This window comes from Aliikangiella litoralis, assembly GCF_052495765.1.
Genome location: NZ_CP199292.1, coordinates 3,492,547 through 3,512,307, shown reverse-complemented (window position 1 = coordinate 3,512,307; position 19,761 = coordinate 3,492,547). Strand labels below are relative to the sequence as shown.

Sequence of the window (19,761 nt, the reverse complement as noted above, 5' to 3'; positions counted from 1 at the left end):
GAATATGTCAACTCTGATTTCATTAAATACTCGATTGGACTGGCGTGATTTAGCGAAAGTTTATCGCTTAATATTTTTGACAGTGTTGCTAATTATAATTACTGCTTGTGCAAATATTAAGCGTATAGTGCCAATCAATGAATTAAAACCTGTTGATGTTGATCCAAGAGTTAAATTTATTGATACAAATAACATTGTTGAAGTTGAAACATCTGCAATAGAGTCGATAGAGCCAGAAGTTGTTATTGAAAGTTATCAACGACTTTTAACTCGCGGAAACCCTGAAATTCGTAAAGAAGCACTGCATCGATTAGCCGACTTAACGATGCGTTTAGCTGAAGCAAAGATGGGACGTGAAGAAGAAGGTGAACAAACTAATTTAACGCCTGCAGTAGCTAATGCAAGCTTTTCAAAAGCCATTTCTTTATATGAAGAATTGGTCAAGGAGTTTCCAGAATATTCTTCTATAGATGAAGTTAAATATCAATTGGCGAGAGCTTACTCTCTCAATAGTGAGCCCGAATCTTCGCTGCAAATACTCGATCAAATTGCCGTAACTCATGTGGAATCTTTATCTTATCTTGAAAGCCAGTTTAGAAGGGGTGAAGCTTATTTTGTGCGTAAAGATTACCGTGTAGCAGAACAAGCTTATGGAGATGTTGTTGAGAAAGGTGTGAACACTGAGTATTACGATAAAGCGCTTTATAAGAGAGGTTGGTCTTTCTTTAAACAAAGTTTGTTTACTGAAGCACAAAAAGATTTTTTTACTTTGTATGAGCGACTATTACATCAACAAAAAGTTGGAAATAGCCAAAATAAATTACTCAATGATTTAGTCAACGATACCCGCCGAGTAATTAGTCTGTCATTTTATAACCAAGATGGCGCAGCTTCTATTCGTGAGTATTTTAAGGTTAATGGTGCACAGACTTTTGAAGATCAAATATATGATGCTTTAGCTAATTTATATATTGAACAAGAGCGATTTCAAGATGCCGCAGACACCTATCTTGGTTTTATTAAACAACATCCTGTATCGCTATCTGCACCTGAATTTCATACTAAAGTTATTGATATCTATAAGAAAGGTGGTTTTCCTAGTTTAATTCTACCTGCAAAAGAAAGCTTTGTCGTAACCTATGGTCGAAATAGTGCCTTTTGGAATAAATATAAAGGTAAAGTTATTGAAGATCTTAAAGTTTTATTGAGAGTTCATTTAGATGACATTTCTAAGTTTTACCATGCCAATGCTCAAAAAACTAAAAAGTCTACAGATTATTTGGTCGCAGCTAAATGGTATCGTGAAATATTACTGACGTTTAGTGATCCACAAATTGATTCGCAATATCGGTTTGCGTTAGCTGAAGCTTTATTTGATGGAGGTCAACTTGAACAAGCTGCAAAGGAATTTGAAACAGTAGGCTATGTTAATGTTAAAAGTCAGTACTCAAGAGATGCTGGTTATCGAGCATTATTAGCATATCAGGCAATTAAATATCCAAAAACTGCAACTCAATTAGAAAAGCTTTTACCATCAATTCAAAGTGGTACTAAGTTTAGTGAGTCATTTCCCAAAGATCCCAAAGCGGCCGAAATATTAGCCAGGGTTGCCGAGCAGCAGTTAATGATTAGTGATGTCCAGGGCGCTATAAACTCCAGCAATAAGCTTTTACTGTTACCAGCAAAATTAACGCGCAAACAACGCGAAAGAGCGTATATCATTATTGCAAATGGCTTGTTTGATTTAAAACAATATGCAAAAGCAGAGGTAGCTATAAGTGAGCTGTTAACGAAGGTTAAGTTAACAAAACAACAACAGCTCAATTTTAGAAATCGCCGTGTTGAGGCGATTTATCAGTTAGCTGATTCAGCCAGAAAAGAAAAACGAACTAATGAAGCTATTGAGCTTTTCTTAAAAGTGAAACGACTCGAACCTAATCTAAAGGTAGCGATAAATGCACATTTTGATGCGGCTACATTATTACTACAAATAGAAAAGTGGTCTGAAGCTGCTAGCCTATTAGAGTCTTTTAGAAGAGGATATCCAAAACACCCTCTAAGCCAGTCAATACCTGAAAAATTAGCTTTAGTTTATGAGAAACAAAAAAATTGGAATAAAGCAGCATCAGAATATACCCGGCTAGCTGCTGGGCAAAAAGATCCTGAGTTAGCAAGAGAGGGCTTTTGGCGAGTAGCCGATCTTTATTTAAAAGCGGGTAACAAGACTAAAGCGATTGAGGCATTTAAAAACTATGTTTGGAAATATCCGTCACCTTATTTACTCGCTCAAGAGGGACGTTACCATCTAGTTGGGCTTTATGAATCTTCTGGAGATAAACAAAAACGCGATTTTTGGCGTCAGAAAATAGTTGAGTTTTATGCTAAAGATAAAAAGCAAAATAACACCAGAACGGCTTTTTTAGCTGCCGAATCAAAGTATCACTTAAGTGAAAATTTATTTATTCAATATCAACGAATTAAGCTGAAATTACCTCTAGCGCCTAACCTTAAGAAAAAACGAGCTGCGATGAAAAAAGCTTTGGCTGCTTATAATGCTATTGCGAAGTATGAAGTTGCAAAGTTTACGACTGCAAGCACGCATAAAGTAGCAAGAATTTACCAAATATTATCGGATGACTTAATGGCTTCACAAAAGCCTAAAGGGTTAAATGAAGATGAACTCGAGGAATATGGTTATCTACTTGAAGATCAAGCGTTACCATTTGAAGATAAAGCAATAAATTATTATGAAGTAAATGCACAAAGGACAACTAATAACATCTATGATGAATCGGTTAAGGCGAGTATTGATGCACTTCGCAAATTAAAACCGGTTCAGTATGATAAACGAGAAAGATTGGAGGCTTTTAATGCTGTTACCTTCTAAGAAAATTTCGTTTTTTACGACTGTCTTTTTAATAAGTGTACTTTCAGCTTGTTCTACTTTAGATAAAAAGCCGTTACCTGAACAGGCCAAAAAAGCAGAGCAAGCAGAAATTAATGATAAAACTCAGTCTTCTAAACCGGATGGTAAAGTTAATGAGTCAATTAACGATCCGATGAAACGAGAAATACCGTTAGAGTTAGTTAAAGGATACGATGAAGTAGTCAGCGCACTTAAGTCTAGTCAGGCAAAAGCAATTGCAAAACTAATACAACTGAACACTAAATTTCCTAAACAATCGGGACCAAGCTATCGTTTAGCAAAAATTTATTATGAGACTAAAGAGTATGATAAAGCATTGTCTTCACTCGAAAACTGTTTAAAGATAGAGCAAAATAACTATTATGCTCTAAATTTAAAAGGAATGGTTTTGCGAGAAAAAGGAGATTTTGCTAAAGCCAAAGAGGCTTATTTAAGTTCGATAAAGATTTATCCTAACCATCCTGATACGCATATTAATTTAGGCATTTTAGCCGATATTTATTTATATGATTTATCTTTGGCGCAGGTTCATTATCAAAAATATCTCGACTTACTCAAAGACGAAGATAAAAAAGTAGCAGGTTGGTTGATTGATTTAAAGCGTCGAGCTGGTAACTAATTAAGAGGGGTGAAAAATGAAGCACTATTCAAAATTTTTACTTATTATAGGATTGTTAAATATTTTTGGTGGGTTTGGTTCCGTTGTTAGTGCAGCAGAAAAGATTGAAGAAACAGTATTAGGAATGAATGTTACAGGTACAAAAGATCTACCTAATGTTTTATACATTATTCCTTGGAAAGGCAATAAAACACAAGTAGCACCACCTGAAATTACACGTTTAGTTGATGAAATATATTCACCCGTTGACCCAGAAGTTTTTACTAAGCAGGTCAAGTTTTATTATCAATTAACAACAAAAAGTATTGAACCAACAGCAAATGCTGGACAGGTTCAATAGCAACTATGGATTATGTAAACTATTACAGCTATTATGGTGTAAAAAATAGCTATACTGGAATATGGGCATCAACTCGTAGCTCCACAATTTTTAATTTATCTTAATAAATATTATTAACCAGCCTTCTAGGGGACTAACATGGCTCAAGATCAAACTGCCAACGCTAACCAACTGCTGTCTGCTGCCGGGCAATCAGATCCTGGTTTATTTTCAGTTATTATAAGTTTTTTCCAAGATGGTGGGGCTTTCATGTATCCAATCATGATTGTTTTCATCTTTGGTTTGGCTATTGCTGTAGAACGCTTCATTTTTCTTAATATGATAAAAGTTAAAAACCAACTAGCGTGGAAAAGATTATTACCTATTTTAAACCAAGGTAACTTCCGTCAAGCTTTAGATGTAGCTTCAAACTCTAAGTCGGCAATAGGTCGAATATTAGCTTATGGTCTTTCAAAGGTAGGAAAAGGAAGGCGTCATGATGATTTAGAAATGGCAATGGAAGAGGGGTTAATGGAAATATTACCACGCTTAGAAAAGAGAACTCCTTATCTAGCTACTTTTGCCAATATCGCAACGTTATTAGGTTTATTAGGAACTATTTTAGGCTTAATAAAAGCATTTACTGCTGTTGCTAATGTCGATCCTGCAGAAAAGGCCAATATATTATCTGCCAGTATCTCTATAGCGATGAATACCACTGCTTTCGGCTTGATGGCTGCAATTCCGTTATTACTGGCTTTTACTTTTTTGCAAACCAAAACCACTGAAATAGTGGATAGCATAGAAATGGCTTCGGTTAAATTTGTGAATTTAATTCGTGATGCTAGACCAAATGAACCAGCAAAAACCAAGGCACCGGTTAGAAATGGTTAATCAAGTCGTTTGACTCAATTTTAAAGTTTATTTACGGGTGTCTTCATGTTTCGACGCAAATCGAAAAGACTAAGAGAAAACAACGCAGAGTTAAATATTACTGCTTTCATGAATTTGATGGTAGTGCTTGTCCCTTTTTTATTAATAACGGCAGTTTTTTCTCAGGTTTCTATTTTAAATTTAAACTTACCTACTGGTGTGAGTGAAGAAATACCGAATGAAGAAGAGCCACCAAAAGCTTTAGAAGTGGTTATTAGAAAAGATAAATTTGATGTTTTAGAAAGAAACTCTGGTTTGTTAAAGCGAATTGAGAGTACGGCAGATGGTTATGATTATGTTGGGCTTAATGAGTTTTTACAACAAGTGAAAGCCAATCCTGAGTTTAATACCGATACGGGCGTTACATTACTGATGGAAATGGACACCGAGTATGACACGCTAGTACAAACGATGGATGCTGTTCGTTTGATTGTTAGGGAAGAGAGAGAATTAGACGAATATGGGAATGTTATTCAAGGAGAGTTGTTCCCTAATATATCAATGGGCGATGCGCCGCCGGAAACTCCTTCTTCTAAGCAAGGAGGTAAACAATGAAAAAATCTTATCGTGCGGCTCGAATGGAACGGCATCATAAGCGGTTTGGAACCGGTGGATTAAACCTGGTTTCATTAATGGATATTTTTACTATTCTGGTTTTTTTCTTGCTGGTTAATTCTTCTAATGTACAACAGTTGCCAAGTAGTAAAGCGATTCAATTGCCCGAATCTACAGCCCAACAACTACCTAAAGAAACAGTTATTGTTTTGGTGAACAATCAGCAAATTCTAGTTCAAGGCCGAGTGATAGCGTCAGTGAGTTCTGTTATGGCTGATGATAAGACTGTTATTCCTGCATTACTCAAAGAAATGGCTCTGCAGTCTCAAAATAGTTGGCAACAAACTCAGGCTGAAGATGGACTGGATGTAACTGTTATGGGGGACAAACAGATACCTTATAAACTGTTGCGAAAAATATTATCGACGTTGAGTCAGGCTAATTATACCAATATATCGATGGCGGTTATGAAACGAGCTGACTCTAAAAATGATAATTCAGGAACAAGGTGACAGGTAAAATATGGCGAGTTATTTATTAAGATCGGCTGTTACACCAATATTACCTTGGGAATCAGATCCTGAGGAATCGCGGCGCTTTAAGCGGATTTTGGTGAGTTTGTTAGTTACCTGTTTGTTGCTAAGCATCATTATTCCCTTTATTCCGATTGAAAAGCCCAGAAATATACAAACAACTATACCGCCCAGATTGGTAAAAATGGTGCTAGAACAGAAAAAAGTCGTTAAGCCGCCTCCGCCTCCAGAGGTAAAGAAAGAAGAAGAAAAAAAGCCAGAGGAAGAAAAAAAAGAGCCTGAGAAAAAAGAAGAGAAGAAACCTGAGGAAAAAAAGCCCGAGGAAAAGAAACCTGAGGTAAAGAAAACTGCCAAAGAAGTGGCTAAAAAACATATTGCTGTTTTTGATGCGCTTGCGGATCTGCGGGATCCCGATGATATGCAAGACTTAAGGAAAAACCAGAGTTTATCCAATGATACTGGTCAAGCGGCCACTGTTACTCGTCCTATTATTACAAAAAAAGCCACACAGGGTAGTGGGGGAATTAAAGTAGCTACAGCCAGCCGATCATCTGGTACTGGTACTTTGGCTGGACAAAATACCACTAAAGTCAAAAGTGAAATAGGCAACGCTGTCGAAAATACTAAGCGTAAAACCCGTTCGGGTAATGCCGTTAGAAGTTCAGAAAACATTCAACTAGGATTTGAAAAACACAAACAAGCCATTTTTGCTTTATACCATCGAGCACTTAGAAAAGACCCAGGGTTGCAAGGCCGAGTCAACTTTAGACTCACCATATTGCCCAATGGTACAGTCTCCAAATGTTCCATTGAGTCGAGTGAATTGAATAACCCGGCATTAGAGAAAAGGTTGGTTGCTAGAATAAAACGAATTAAATTTGGGGCTATGGATGTTACCGTTTGGAATAGCACTTATTTGATTAACTTCTTGCCTAATAGCTAAAACAGCTGTGTTCATTGTTTCTCACTAATCTTTATAATCGTTTTAAGATTAGGTGATTACAGTTAAACACTCAGTACGACTAATGTGAGTAATATTGATTTTTAGGTGGAAACTTTGAACGTTAAAATAATATTTCAAATGATGCTTTTGTCAGCGTTGTTTTATGTGATACCGGCAAAAGCAGATTGGTATCAACATTCTTTTGAAGTCATGGGCACTCAAGCTAAAGTTGAGTTTGAGTGGAATGATAAGCATCAAGCGCAATTACTTATTCAAGCTGTTGTTGATGAAATGAATCGAATTGACCGTTTGATGAGTCCCTACAAGCCTAAAAGTGAAATATCTCAATTAAATAATAGTGCTTGGAGTAAACCAATTAAGGTTTCAAAAGAGTTCTATGATTTATTAGTTCGTTCCCAACACTTCTCAAATCTGACTAAAGGGGCATTTGATATCAGTTTTTCAAGCGTTGGCTATTTATATGACTATAGACAGAATAAGAAGCCTACTGCAAAGCAAATAGCAGAGCTAAAAGAAGCCATCAACTATCAAAAAATTGTGCTTAACGAAAAGGATAATAGTGTATTTTTTACTGATAAAAGAGTAAAAATTGACCTAGGTGGGATAGCAAAAGGTCATGCTGTTGATCAAAGTATTCATATTTTGCAAAAAGCAGGTATTGTTAATGCCTATGTTAATGCCGGGGGTGATAGTCGTATTATTGGTAAGAAAAATGATCGCCTCTGGTATATTGGCATAAAACATCCTCGAAATGAGAAAAAGTTGTTGGCTAATTTACCTCTAGAAGCTGCTGCAATTTCTACTTCTGGTGATTATGAGCGATATTTTGAAGAAGGTGGTGTTCGTTACCATCACATTATTAACCCTGAAACAGGTGATTCTGTCAGAGATATTCGCAGCGCAACAATTATTGCTGACGATTCGACCACCGCTGATGCTCTTTCCACTAGTATATTTGTTTTAGGTATTAAGCCTGGCATGGATTTGATTAATGCAATGCCTAATGTTTCAGCAATAATGGTAGATAAACACGGAAAGTTGTTTGTATCAAAGGATTTAGCATCTGTAGAGTAAGAACATACGCTAGAAAATTATTTGAAAATCTCAAATCGAGAATGTTGCATAAGGATGAGTAGTATTCTTTAGTGAGATGGGTATATCTACTTATTAAACATTCCTTATCTGTTAATGTCTCAATAGTCAGAAGCAAAATAAGTTAGTCATCGGCTATTGGTTCTATATGCGAGTTAGATTATCATTAGCATCCAATTATAAAGTGGGAAGTGCATGAATAGATTATTGGGTAAAATTACATCAGCTTTAGCTATATTCGCCTGTTTAGCATTTTGCTATTCATCTCAAGCGGTTGAGGTCGAAGGTCTTTATGAAGTCCATGTAGAGGTGAAAAATCAATCATCCAGCGTTCGTTGGAAAGCGACTCTAGAAGGTTTTAAAGAAGTACTTGTACGTAAAAGTGGTAGTGAACAGGTATTGAGTGCTTATGAAGTTCAGCAAGCTTATAGTAAGGTTACGTCTTACCTACAAAGGTATGAATATGCATCAAACACTTCTAGCAAGGAGCTGCCATTTGTACTGTATTTGAACTTTGCTCCTAGACTTGTTGATGAATTAATCCAAGAAGCTGGTATGCCCATTTGGGGAAGTAACCGACCAATTAGCATATTATGGTTGGCAATAGAAGAAAACTTTAAGCGTGAGATTATTAAACAAGATCTTCAAGAAGGCAGCTTTTCTGACCTATTAACCAGGCATACAAAACGCAGAGGTATACCCGTTATTTTGCCATTAATGGATTTAGAGGATCAGATTAATGTTAATATCAGTGATATATGGGGAAGATTTAACAACCCTATAGTAGAAGCAAGCGAACGTTACCAGGCCGACTCTATTGTTGCCGGAAGGGTGACTCGATTGGGGGAGCAATGGCAAGTAAAGCTATCATACATTAATCAGGGAAATGAAAAAGTATTATCTTTTTCTGAGTCAACTTTAGAAATGCTAGTGGCTACTTTATCTAATCGTTTAGCAGAACTTTTGTGTGAAAAGTATTGTGTGGTTGAAGCGGCAGAAAGCCATAAAATCAGTTTACAAATATCCAATATTAGAAACTTTAACCACTTTAAAAGAGTTCAGCATTACTTGGAAAATTTATCATCAATTAGAAAAGTTGAAGTTGATGAGTTGGTTTCAACCGTTGTTCGTTTTAATGTTTCGCTATTGGGTGATATTCAAAGTGTTAAGGATGGCATAGAGCTTGGTAAAAAACTTATTGAAGAGCCTGAGCCTAATTATAACTTATTTGCCCGTACTGCAAATCAGGATGTTGCAAATCAGAATGTCGCAAATCAGGACAACCGAGTTAAAACAGAAGTGAGTTCAAGTGAAAAATTAAAAGAGAATCACCAAGGCGCTTTGCTAGAAAATAATACAGCTACAGACTTAGAAAATAATGCTAATGACTCTTTGTCTGAGCCCATAAAACCAACATTGGAATCTGATAGTACAGAGCCTGTTATTTTGTATTATCGGTGGGTTGAATGAATTTAAGCTTTTTACCCAACTTAATAACATTAATGCGAGTAGTACTACTTGTACCTCTGACTTTATTTTTGTTAAGTGAGCAATACTTTATTGCTTTAGTTTTATTTGTTGTTGCAGGATTTTCTGATGCATTAGATGGGTTTCTTGCAAAACAATTTTCATGGGTTAGTCGATTTGGTGCAATTTTAGACCCTTTAGCTGACAAAGCTTTACTGGTTATTACGATTACAATACTTGCATACAACCAGAAGCTGAGTTGGACTTTATTATCGATTGTTCTTATCAGAGATATATACATTGTTGCTGGTGCTTATTATTTTCATTACCGCTTAGGCCCCTATGATATGCAGCCAAGTAATTTGTCTAAGCTCAATACTTTTGTGCAACTACTTTTAGTTACAGTGTTGTTAGTTTCACTAGGCTATTATTCATTACCAGATATGCTTATAAAAAGTTTAATTCTTCTAACTTATGTAACAACAATTACTAGTGGTATTCATTATGGTTGGGTGTGGGGCAATAAATTTTCTCAAGCAATAAAAGAGAAAGCGCTTTTATCAAAAAAAGAGTCTGAGCATCATGATGAAAAACCAACAAACTAACTAAAGAAAGTTATATTGTTTAATGTTACAACTACCACTAAATATTCAGCTTGATGATTCTGCTAAATTTGATAATTATTTTGAAAAAAATAATTTGCAGCTAGTTAGTCGTTTAAAGCAATTAGTTAATAATCAAGGTGATTTTATTTTTGTTTGGGGTAATGCTGAAACGGGTAAAACTCATTTAGCAAATGCTATTTGCCACAGCTTTAATCAGCATGAACTTTCTGCCGCTTATTTTCCGCTCGATAATAAAGCTCTAACACCTGATGTTTTGCAAGGCATGGCGGTTATGGATTTTGTATGTATCGATAACTTTGAAAGTATTGTTGGGCAAAACCAGTGGGAAGTTGGTTTGTTTGATTTATACAATAATCTAAAGTCTGAAAAGAAAACACTCGTTGTTTTTGCTGACGCTTCTCCTTCTGCACTTTCAATTAATTTAGCTGATTTAAAATCACGCTTAGGTGCGATGGAAATATATAAGTTAGAAGGTTTGAATGATGAACAGAAAGCGGATTTTTTTAAAAATAGAGCCGCTAACCGAGGTTTAGATATATCTTCAGATGTTGCTCGCTTTATTTTAACTCGATATAGTCGCTCGGTAAAAGAGCTAATTAATATATTAGATAAGCTCGATCGTTCCAGCATTGTTTTAAAAAGAAAAATTACTATTCCTTTAGTTAAAGAAATTCTGGATTAATTGAATTAATCCAGCTCAAACTCATCGCACTGCAACGCTCCAACGCCACTCATTATTAAGCTCTTATGAGTTTGTGTTCTCGGTAATAATCGTTCAAAGTAAAACCGGAGAGTTTGTTTTTTACTTCGCTTAAATGTATCAGTTTGTTGACTTTGTTCAACACAACTTGCTTGCTGTAAAAGAATATAAGCAACACTAATGTACCCTGAGTACATTAAAAAATCATATGCTGCAGCACCAATTTCATTAGCATCTTCCTGTACTTTTTCTTCAACGGTTTTTGTTAAATTTAACCATTCATCGCAAAGTTCAGATAAATCATTTGCATAAATAGCTAAGTTAGCGGGTGCTAGACTCGTTGTTTGTTGAATATCTTCTATCCATAGTTTTAATGTTTGTTGGTTATCTCTTAATACTTTTCTAGCAAGCAGGTCTATCGCTTGAATGCCATTAGTCCCTTCATAAATAGAAGCAATTCTAGAGTCTCTAACTTGTTGTTCCATTTCAGATTCTGTTATGTATCCGTGGCCTCCAAATACCTGAAGCCCAAGGTTGCAAGATTCAAAACCCGCTTCAGACATAAAGGCTTTACAAATAGGTGTTAATAAACTTAAACGCTTTTCATATTTAAGGTCAGGATCATTATTTGACTCAACTTTATCAACTAGAGTCGCGGCATAAAAAGCTAATCCTCTACATCCTTCAACCAGTGCTTTTTGAATAAACAGCATACGTTTAACATCTGGGTGTACAATAATTGGATCGGCAGGTAAGTCAGGACTATGAGCGCCAGACAAAGCCCTCATTTGAACGCGTTCTTTGGCATATTGTAATGATGCCTGACGAGAAAGTTCAGCAATAGCATAGCCTTGTATGCCTGTTGCTAGTCTAGCTTTGTTCATCATGGTGAACATGCAGCTTAAACCTTTATTGATTTCACCAATTAAATAGCCTTTTGATTGATCAAAATTAATCACGCAAGTAGCCGATGCCTTAATGCCCATTTTGTGCTCAATAGAACTACAAGTGACTTGATTATCTGTGAGTTGTTCTGGGCATGGTTTAAGCATTTTGGGTACTAAAAACAATGAAATGCCGGCTGTACCTGCTGGAGAGCCCTTTAAGCGAGCAAGCACTAAGTGAATAATATTGTCTGACATATCATGTTCACCAGCAGAAATAAAAATTTTACTGCCAGAAATAAGGTAATCCCCATTTTTATCTGCAACCGCACTCGTTTTGATTAAACCTAGATCGGAACCACAATGTGCCTCAGTTAAGCACATGGTTCCTGTCCACTCCCCAGAAATTAACTTGGGCAAAAAAGCTTTTTTTAAACTTTCACCGGCATGATGTTCTAAAGCGCTAATTGCACCATGAGTTAGTCCGGGATACATTCCCCAAGCGCTGTTAGCTGAAGAAACCATTTCTGAAAGTGCACTCGAAAGAGAGTAGGGAAGACCTTGTCCACCATATTCAGTTGAACAAGCTAATGAAGCCCAGCCAGATTCGCAATATTGTTGATAAGCTTCAGTAAAACCGTTGGGCGTACCTACTTGGCCATCAGAAATCGTACAACCTTGCTGATCGCCTTTGTAATTTAGGGGAGAAATCACTTCTTCAGTAAAACGGGCTGATTCTGTCAGTATTGCATTAATCAAGGATCGATCGGCAGCATCTTCGGCTCCAATTTCTTGGTAATGTTGAGTGATATTTAACCAGTCATGTAATATAAACTGAAATTCGTTAATTGGCGCGCTGTACTGAGGCATAAAAAGTCTCCTTAGTGATATAAACTAACCTGATGAACTCAGGCTAAAATAATTTAACTGGTCAGATGAGGTAGGTCAAGTAGAAAAATAAATCGAAATATTTCTTTCATTAAACGGTCTACGTTTTGAAAGTGATATAATCATCCTATAAAGAGTTTAGAGCAAGTAGTTTGAATAAGTTGATGCAAGAAACAGAAAAACTAAGATTTGGTGGCACTCAGCGTTTATATGGTCAAAGAGGCTTAGAGCATTTACGCAATGCTAAAGTTAGTGTTGTGGGAATTGGTGGTGTTGGTAGTTGGGCCGCTGAGGCTTTGGCCAGAACTGGAGTTGGGCATATTAACTTAATTGACTTAGACGATATTTGTGTGACCAATACCAATCGACAAATACACGCGAATATCAATTCTGTCGGGCAGTTAAAAGTTATGTCTATTGCTGAGCGAATTCAAGCGATCAACCCGCTTTGTAAGGTCAATCCAATAGCAGACTTTATCAGTGCTGATAATCAAGCCGAGCTATTATCTGATAACCCTGACTATGTTATTGATGCTATTGATAGTGTGCCAGCAAAGGTTGCTTTAATTGCCTATTGCCGTAGAAATAAAATTAAAATCATCACTACTGGGGGAGCAGGCGGTCAGGTTGACCCATTAAAAATTGACGTTGCGGATTTGAGTCGAACTTATCAAGATCCGTTAGCTGCTAAGGTTCGCAGTGAGTTGCGTAGAAAGCATCATTTTTCTAAAAATACTAAACGCAAATTTGGTGTTGAATGTGTTTATTCTACAGAACAGCTGACCTATCCAACACCTGATGGAGGACTTTGCAAACAAAAACAGTTCGTTGATGGTAGTGTCAAGTTAGATTGTAGTGGAGGTTTAGGAGCTAGTGTAGTCGTGACCGCAACTTTTGGTATGGTTGCCGCATCAAGGGTAATCAATAGAATTATAAAAAAACAAAAATCTCAATAAAAGATAAAATATTTCATTGAGATTTTTTGCTTGTAAAAATGGTTAACTGTATATCGCTTATTTATTCAATTTTTCGAAAATTGACTTAATTGATTTAATCTTCTGATATAGAGTATTAACTCATTCTCTGCTTCGATTTGAGTATGAAAAGGTCCTTCTTCTGACTTTTCTCTAGTGAGAAACCACCAGCCATCATTGGTGTGGTAATAACGATCAGATCTAAACCAAGGACGAGATTTTTCACCTGCTCTTAACCTCATTAGCTTATTCCTCTTCCGCAAAATTCTGATTAAAACACCATTTAAGTGTAGCTTAAGTTATAGGCAATAGGTTAATAAGGAATTTTACTTAAAGATGCTTGCTTGATAAGCAAATGCTATTACGATGATATTAGGAAATGCCACTCATTCATCAATAGAGCAACACATCTTGGCTATTTTAGGCTAAAATTAAGATTCTTATTGAGAGATATTTCACTACATCTATTGTAGATGTTAATATTGAATAACGTTTTATTTTTAAAGCACTTATTTTAATGACAATCTATTGGTAAAAACGATCAATTGGGTTAGAGCAAATAATAAAAATATAGTTAATTGGAGTTATAGTCAGTGAGTGCCATTGAAATACCAGGCTACAAAATTATCAGAACTCTCGGTGTGGGAGGGCAGGCAACTGTCTATTTAGCGATTCAGCAAGGTTTTGATCGAGAGGTTGCCTTAAAAGTTATGTCGCCAGCCTTGGCTGCGGATCCTACTTTTGGTGAACGTTTCATTCGCGAAGCTAAAATTGTCGCTAAGCTATCGCATAAAAGTATTGTCACTGTTTATGATGTCGGAGAAAGTGGCAACTTTTATTATTTAGCAATGGAATATATGCCTGGTGAAGATCTCAAAACACGCATTGCAAAAGGCATGAAAACGCGTGATTGCTTAAGCATCATTAGTAAGTTAGCTAAAGCACTACATTTTGCTCATGACAAAGGTTATATTCACCGAGATGTAAAGTCTGAAAATATTTTATTTGATAGTGATGGTGAACCAGTACTAACTGATTTTGGAATAGCTAAAGCTTCAAATTCATCGACCCAAATGACACAAACCGGTAAGCTTATTGGCACACCTGAATACATGAGCCCTGAACAATGTCGAGGAAAAACGGTTGATGGACGTTCAGATCTTTACAGTTTAGGTATTATTTTATTTGAGATGTTAACTCGCAGCGTGCCTTACACAGGCGAAGACTCTGTGGCCGTTTGCATTAAGCATGTTACTAAACCAATGCCTACCTTGCCGGCTCGTTTGAATCATTATCAATGGCTGTTAGAGCTTTTATTATCTAAAGATCCTAAAAAGCGTTTTCAAACTGGTAACGAACTAGCAAAGGCTATTCAGGCATTTGAGAAAACGGGCAAAAGTCAAAAAAGAAAAACGACAACAACAATAGAAGCTGAAGCGGTTGCTCAGCAAAGTCAACATAGCGAATTGATCATTGATGATCATGACGAGTCCGAAGCTTTCGACGATCTACATACAGAAAATAGATATCAAACACTGGAAGTCAACAGCAAAAGTAAATTGCCTTTAATTGTAGGAGTTATATCTGTTGTTGTTATTGGTGCTGGTGCTTTTACGACTAAAGATAGATGGTATCCTCAAGTTAGTCAGCTGATACTGGGAGAGCAACCTGTTGTTACTGCATCCAATGATATTTTGGCAAGCAAAGATGGTAATAAAGTTAATACTAAGCAAGTCCTGGAAACTGAAAAGGCTCAACCATTAGCCAATAGTAATGCGCAAAATGATGCTCCAAATGCTGGCAAGTTATTACAAGAAGCTGACGCATTAGTGCAGTTTTTACCACACAATATTAACGATATGAAAAAAGCTTTAAAGCTTATTTCGGCTGTTAATGCGATAGAACCGAATAATAAAAATGCTCAATTAATTTATCAAAATATTTTAAGCACTAGTTTAATGGAAGCAACAGCACAGGCTGAAAAAAATAATTTTGAGGTAGCCAATGAGTGGATTGCATTAGTAAAATTTGAAGAACCTGAATATGCTTTGCTTGGGGCTACAGCAACAAATGTTGAAAATTTAAAAGCGCAATATGATACTGCGCAAAGTGATAGAAGCAAAAAAGAAAATAGAGTGAATGAGCTATTGAAAAAAGGGGAATTGGCGTTAGCAGAAAAAAGACTTTCCTCTCCACAAGGTGATAATGCAATTAGCTATTTTGAACAAGTTTTGCAGTTAGAACCTGATAATCAAAAAGCAAAAGACAAACTGGTTTCTGTCGCTAATGCATACGAAAAATTAATTGAAGAATCAATATCGGAAAGAGCTTTTTCTAAAGCTAAAACGTTACTTACTCGTTACAACAGTTTGTCTGACGATCAGTTAAAGAAAAATCAGATTAGACAGAATATTAGTGAAAAAGAAAAGGTGTATTTAGTTGAACTTGAAGCGAGAAAGAAAAAAGCAGCACTTGCTGAAAAAGCCAGACAAGAAGAGCTTGCCAGGCAAGAAAAGTTAAATGACCCAATGGTTCAAATGCAACTGCTGGGTAGTTTAGATTCAGCGAGAAACTTAGAAAAACAAGGTGTTTTAGTAATGCCTGAAGGCAATAATGCTGTTGCAAAGTATCGTATGGTTCTAGCATTAGATCATACCAATCAAGAAGCAAGTGTTGGTTTAAAAAGAATAGAAGAAAAAATCAAGTCAAATCTAAGCCAGTTTATTATACAAAGTGATAAGAGAAATGCGAACTTGTGGTTAACAAAATTAAAACTATTTCAAGATGAACATCCGGAATATATGGTTTTTTATGAACAGGTGACCCAGCTTCCTGATGAAATAATTGATGATAAAGTTAATGAATCTGAGCCTGTTAAAGTTGAAAATAAACCAGAAGTTGAAGATAAACCAGTAGAACAAAAAAGTGAAACCAACATAGATAATAAATTGGAAAAAGTAGAAACTTCAGAAAAGCTAGAAGAAAAAAGTAAGCAGAAAGATATTATTAATCATTAATTATATAATAAAAAACATTCATTAATGTCGATATAAAAGGGCGTATGATTATGCAGGAAAGACTGAATCAAATATTAGCCAGTGTATTACTAATTACACTTATTGCTTGTGGAGGGCCTAATAAAGCACTTATTTCTAGTGCAGAAATAGATGCTGCACAAAGGTCAGGCAATTTGCAGAACTTATATCAAAAAGTCTCTGGTATTATTAATGAAAGTAGTGGTAGTACAAAAAAAGAAGCGGTTGCAACACGCTCTAAAATAGCTCAACTATTAGTAAAAGATAAAAGTAATAAAGTTGATCAGCTATTAACACAATTTAATCAGAATAATAACTCTGTCAGTCGCCAGCAATTATTAGCGCTTCAAGCATCTATTGCGCCTATGAATGAGTGGTCAGCAACCGATTACGCAAGAATTTCACCAAAAATAGAGCAAGCAATCAAACAGCTCAATCAAATGATTAATGCTGCCGTTTCTGAATCTAAGGAAGAGGGCAAGGATAGAGTGGCTAGTGTTATGGCTTTAAAACGAGCGGCTAATTTAGCGGGTGAGTCGCAGCCTGAATATGCAAGCTACCAAGAAGCTAACGAGAAGCTTCTTACTGTGTTGCAAAGTGAGGGAAATGAAGGGTTGGCAAACCGCATGTTTAACACTGCCATTGTTTCTGCAAAAGGTGGTCTCATGTTAGATCCTGGTAATATTCAGTTTGAATCAATGCTGTCGCAAGCGCAAGCAGGACAGTTTGAGAAAGATTTTCGGTTTGCATTAGAAAGTGGTAAGCCCGAGTCTGCTTATCAAGCGATGATGAATGTTGCAGATAAACCTATTTTTTTGCAGCTAAAAAAATCAATGCATAACAGTATTATATTGCTTGCTAATTATTTTGCAGCTAGCGCCCAAAAAGCGTATAAAAATGGTAATTTATTAACTGCGTATAACAATTTCGTTAAAGGTCGAGATATACAAGATAAGCTCGGTATTTCTGAAAAAGGTTTTATTCAAGAAAAGAAGTATCTTGATTTACTGATGACCAAGTTTAAAAAGGAAAACCTGGGGTTGGGTAATAAACAAATTTTACTTAGAACTATTTCCGAGTTTGATAGTAATTACCCAGGTTTAAAAACCGAGCTACGGAAGATAAATGAATCTGTTAAAGATAGAGCAATGACAAAGTTATCGGTTGCTGATTTTAAAGAAATTCCTTCTCAAAACACTGTTGTTGCTTCTATGGGACGGAGGATTGGAAGAAAATTAGAAAAAATACTGTTTGAAAAGCTTGGTAATGAGTTGTTAATTGTTACTGAAGTAAAGGGAACAGAAGCTAATGCCTATGATGGTTTGATTTTACAAATTGATGGAGAAATACTTCAAGCGGCAATTGAAACTTCGCAAAATACAGGAAAAAGAAGTCAAAATGTTCAAGTTGGCGTTAATCGAGTCGAAACAGAAGACTACCAAAAATGGTCAAAAAGAAAAAGAGGAGAAGCGCCTAAGCAATATTTAGAAACACCAATTAATGAAGATGTTGTACTGTCGGTTGAGCATATTAGTAAACAAGCTATTGCTGAAGTTGCTTTTAGAATTATTGAGCCTGCAAACGGGAGTATTTTATTAACTGACAATTTTGTTAAAGAAAATGAATTTAGCGGTGAATCTATCAATGAGCTTCAAAAAGGCGATTTTCATCAGCCATATGTTAAAGCTGACTTACCATCTGATATTAAAATTATGGATGAATTAGCTTCTGTGCTTGCCAGTAATTTGGGCGATAAATTAGCTGAATATTTGCAAAATCCAGAACAGGTCTTTTATCAAAAATCGCTAGAAGTTAATGCACAAGGTAATAAAAGTTCTTCTGTAGAACTTTTGGCTAATGCAATTGTAATCGCTGAGGGAAAGGGGCGAGATGTGAAAGCTTGGTATGAGCTAGCAAAGTCACAAGTACTAGAGTAAAGGGAGTTACAATCATCTTATGCTAATGCATCTTATGCGTCGCGAGGAAGCATGTTTGTAACGCAGTTGATTAATTTTTGTGTTTTATTATTTAAATTCAATGTTGTTTTTTGACGTGATATTAATTGGGCTATGGCCCAATTAATATGCTCTAATACCATTTCATTGGCTTCAGTTTTTTTACTTTCTAATGCCATTACCGCTTCTTGAGAGTATTCACCATTGCCAATTGCCACGGCTAAATTTCTTAACCAACTATTGTAACCTATTCGACGTATTGGATTACCAGAGAGTTTGTTTTCAAATTCTGATTGTGTCCACTGCCATAATTCGAGCAAGCTTATATCATTTAAATTATGTCGAGGTTGAAAATCTTTATCAAGTGTCGTTTGGGCATAACGATTCCAAGGGCATGCCAATTGGCAGTCATCGCAGCCATAAATTCGATTGCCAATTTGAGGGCGTAACTCAATAGGAATTGCTTGTTTGTTTTCTATCGTTAAATAAGAGATACAACGTGTAGCGTCAACTTTATTCGGTTTTACTATTGCGTTAGTTGGGCACAAATTGATACAAGCGTTACAGCTACCACATTGAGCTTCTACTTTTGCGTCGATAGGTAGCGGCAAGTTAATAAATATTTCCCCTAGAAAAAACCAAGAGCCAGCATCTTGATTAATAATTAAGGTATGTTTTCCCTTCCAACCTAGTCCAGATTTTTCTGCAAAACAACTTTCCATAACTGGCGCACTATCAACAAATACTCTGTAATCTAATTGCTCTTCTATTTGAAAGTGTTCACTTAAAGCTTTGCATAAACGATCTAATTTTTTACGCATAAGCTTGTGGTAATCTCTACCTAAAGCATAACGAGAAATATTAGCCAGATTAGCGTTTTTTAATGGAGTAGAAAAGCTGGCTTTTTCAGGTAGGTAATCATAACGTAAGGATATGACTCTGATTGTACCGGGATGTAATTCCGCAGGATTTTTTCTTAAGTTTTGGTTTCTTTCAAAAAATGACATGTCGCCATGTAATTTTTCTTCAAGCCAAGACTCTAGTTTTTCATAATAGCCCTGAGTTGAAATATCACTAATACGAGCATCTTGAAAACCATATTCTTTAGCTAAAAGCTGGATATGTTGTTTGATATTTTCAAGTTGATCAACTGGTATATTCATGAATTGGTTTAACTATTTTAAGAATTTTTGAGAATAGTAAGTTGTGATTATACTCCTAGCTTAACTTGTCGAGTAGCGTTGAAATAATAAAATAAAAGGAATTTGTTCGAAATTTAGCCAAGTGATGA

The 19,761-nt window shown here is 35.9% G+C and carries 17 protein-coding genes; 14 read left to right on the top strand and 3 right to left on the bottom strand.

The window, feature by feature from the left end; genetic code table 11:
• Positions 1-4: 4 nt before the first annotated feature.
• The 11 genes from ACT5E3_RS14500 to hda all read left to right on the top strand — a co-directional run bounded on the left by ACT5E3_RS14500 (position 5) and on the right by hda (position 10,716).
• Positions 5-2,887 (top strand): tetratricopeptide repeat protein, encoded by a 2,883-nt coding sequence (locus ACT5E3_RS14500; protein ID WP_444994259.1) that lies wholly within the window; start codon positions 5-7, stop codon positions 2,885-2,887.
• Entirely contained in the window at positions 2,871-3,545 is a 675-nt protein-coding gene (locus ACT5E3_RS14495) for a tetratricopeptide repeat protein (RefSeq protein ID WP_444994258.1), read from the top strand. Before ACT5E3_RS14500 ends, ACT5E3_RS14495 begins: the two co-directional genes overlap by 17 nt.
• Positions 3,546-3,561: 16 nt before the next feature.
• Positions 3,562-3,885: a hypothetical protein gene (locus tag ACT5E3_RS14490; RefSeq protein WP_444994257.1), complete on the top strand. Its 324-nt coding sequence runs from the start codon at positions 3,562-3,564 to the stop codon at positions 3,883-3,885.
• A 138-nt stretch (positions 3,886-4,023) separates the two neighbouring features.
• Positions 4,024-4,758: a MotA/TolQ/ExbB proton channel family protein gene (locus tag ACT5E3_RS14485; RefSeq protein WP_444994256.1), complete on the top strand. Its 735-nt coding sequence runs from the start codon at positions 4,024-4,026 to the stop codon at positions 4,756-4,758.
• 45 nt (positions 4,759-4,803) lie between these two features.
• Positions 4,804-5,352 (top strand): ExbD/TolR family protein, encoded by a 549-nt coding sequence (locus ACT5E3_RS14480; RefSeq protein ID WP_444994255.1) that lies wholly within the window; start codon positions 4,804-4,806, stop codon positions 5,350-5,352.
• Positions 5,349-5,864, top strand: coding sequence for an ExbD/TolR family protein (locus tag ACT5E3_RS14475; protein WP_444994254.1), 516 nt, complete (start codon positions 5,349-5,351; stop codon positions 5,862-5,864). Before ACT5E3_RS14480 ends, ACT5E3_RS14475 begins: the two co-directional genes overlap by 4 nt.
• Before the next feature lie 10 nt (positions 5,865-5,874).
• Positions 5,875-6,828 (top strand): AgmX/PglI C-terminal domain-containing protein, encoded by a 954-nt coding sequence (locus tag ACT5E3_RS14470; protein WP_444994253.1) that lies wholly within the window; start codon positions 5,875-5,877, stop codon positions 6,826-6,828.
• A 114-nt stretch (positions 6,829-6,942) separates the two neighbouring features.
• Entirely contained in the window at positions 6,943-7,923 is a 981-nt protein-coding gene (locus ACT5E3_RS14465; protein ID WP_444994252.1) for an FAD:protein FMN transferase, read from the top strand.
• 213 nt (positions 7,924-8,136) lie between these two features.
• Positions 8,137-9,411, top strand: coding sequence for a DUF2066 domain-containing protein (locus ACT5E3_RS14460; RefSeq protein ID WP_444994251.1), 1,275 nt, complete (start codon positions 8,137-8,139; stop codon positions 9,409-9,411).
• Positions 9,408-10,013: a CDP-alcohol phosphatidyltransferase family protein gene (locus ACT5E3_RS14455; protein WP_444994250.1), complete on the top strand. Its 606-nt coding sequence runs from the start codon at positions 9,408-9,410 to the stop codon at positions 10,011-10,013. The genes ACT5E3_RS14460 and ACT5E3_RS14455 overlap by 4 nt, the downstream gene beginning before the upstream one ends.
• A 22-nt stretch (positions 10,014-10,035) precedes the next feature.
• The gene (hda, locus tag ACT5E3_RS14450; protein ID WP_444994249.1) at positions 10,036-10,716 is read left to right on the top strand and encodes a DnaA regulatory inactivator Hda; all 681 of its coding nucleotides are present in this window, start codon (positions 10,036-10,038) and stop codon (positions 10,714-10,716) included.
• 5 nt (positions 10,717-10,721) lie between these two features.
• Here the strand turns inward: hda and ACT5E3_RS14445 are convergent, their stop codons facing one another.
• Positions 10,722-12,488, bottom strand: coding sequence for an acyl-CoA dehydrogenase C-terminal domain-containing protein (locus ACT5E3_RS14445; protein ID WP_444994248.1), 1,767 nt, complete (start codon positions 12,486-12,488; stop codon positions 10,722-10,724).
• 182 nt (positions 12,489-12,670) lie between these two features.
• Between ACT5E3_RS14445 and tcdA the strand changes: the two genes are divergently transcribed.
• Positions 12,671-13,462 carry a tRNA cyclic N6-threonylcarbamoyladenosine(37) synthase TcdA gene (gene tcdA, locus ACT5E3_RS14440; RefSeq protein ID WP_444998608.1) on the top strand — a complete coding sequence of 264 codons (792 nt, stop codon included), beginning with the start codon at positions 12,671-12,673 and terminating at the stop codon, positions 13,460-13,462.
• A 65-nt stretch (positions 13,463-13,527) separates the two neighbouring features.
• Here the strand turns inward: tcdA and ACT5E3_RS14435 are convergent, their stop codons facing one another.
• On the bottom strand, positions 13,528-13,722 hold the full coding sequence (locus tag ACT5E3_RS14435) for a DUF6316 family protein (protein WP_444994247.1): 195 nt from the start codon (positions 13,720-13,722) through the stop codon (positions 13,528-13,530).
• A gap of 351 nt (positions 13,723-14,073) precedes the next feature.
• On the opposite strand from ACT5E3_RS14435, the gene ACT5E3_RS14430 reads away from it, so the two are divergent.
• Complete coding sequence (locus ACT5E3_RS14430; protein WP_444994246.1) at positions 14,074-16,497, top strand: serine/threonine protein kinase; 2,424 nt, start codon at positions 14,074-14,076, stop codon at positions 16,495-16,497.
• A 50-nt stretch (positions 16,498-16,547) separates the two neighbouring features.
• Positions 16,548-18,452: a hypothetical protein gene (locus ACT5E3_RS14425; protein ID WP_444994245.1), complete on the top strand. Its 1,905-nt coding sequence runs from the start codon at positions 16,548-16,550 to the stop codon at positions 18,450-18,452.
• 32 nt (positions 18,453-18,484) lie between these two features.
• Here the strand turns inward: ACT5E3_RS14425 and queG are convergent, their stop codons facing one another.
• The gene (gene queG / locus ACT5E3_RS14420; protein ID WP_444994244.1) at positions 18,485-19,633 is read right to left on the bottom strand and encodes a tRNA epoxyqueuosine(34) reductase QueG; all 1,149 of its coding nucleotides are present in this window, start codon (positions 19,631-19,633) and stop codon (positions 18,485-18,487) included.
• Positions 19,634-19,761: the final 128 nt, after the last annotated feature.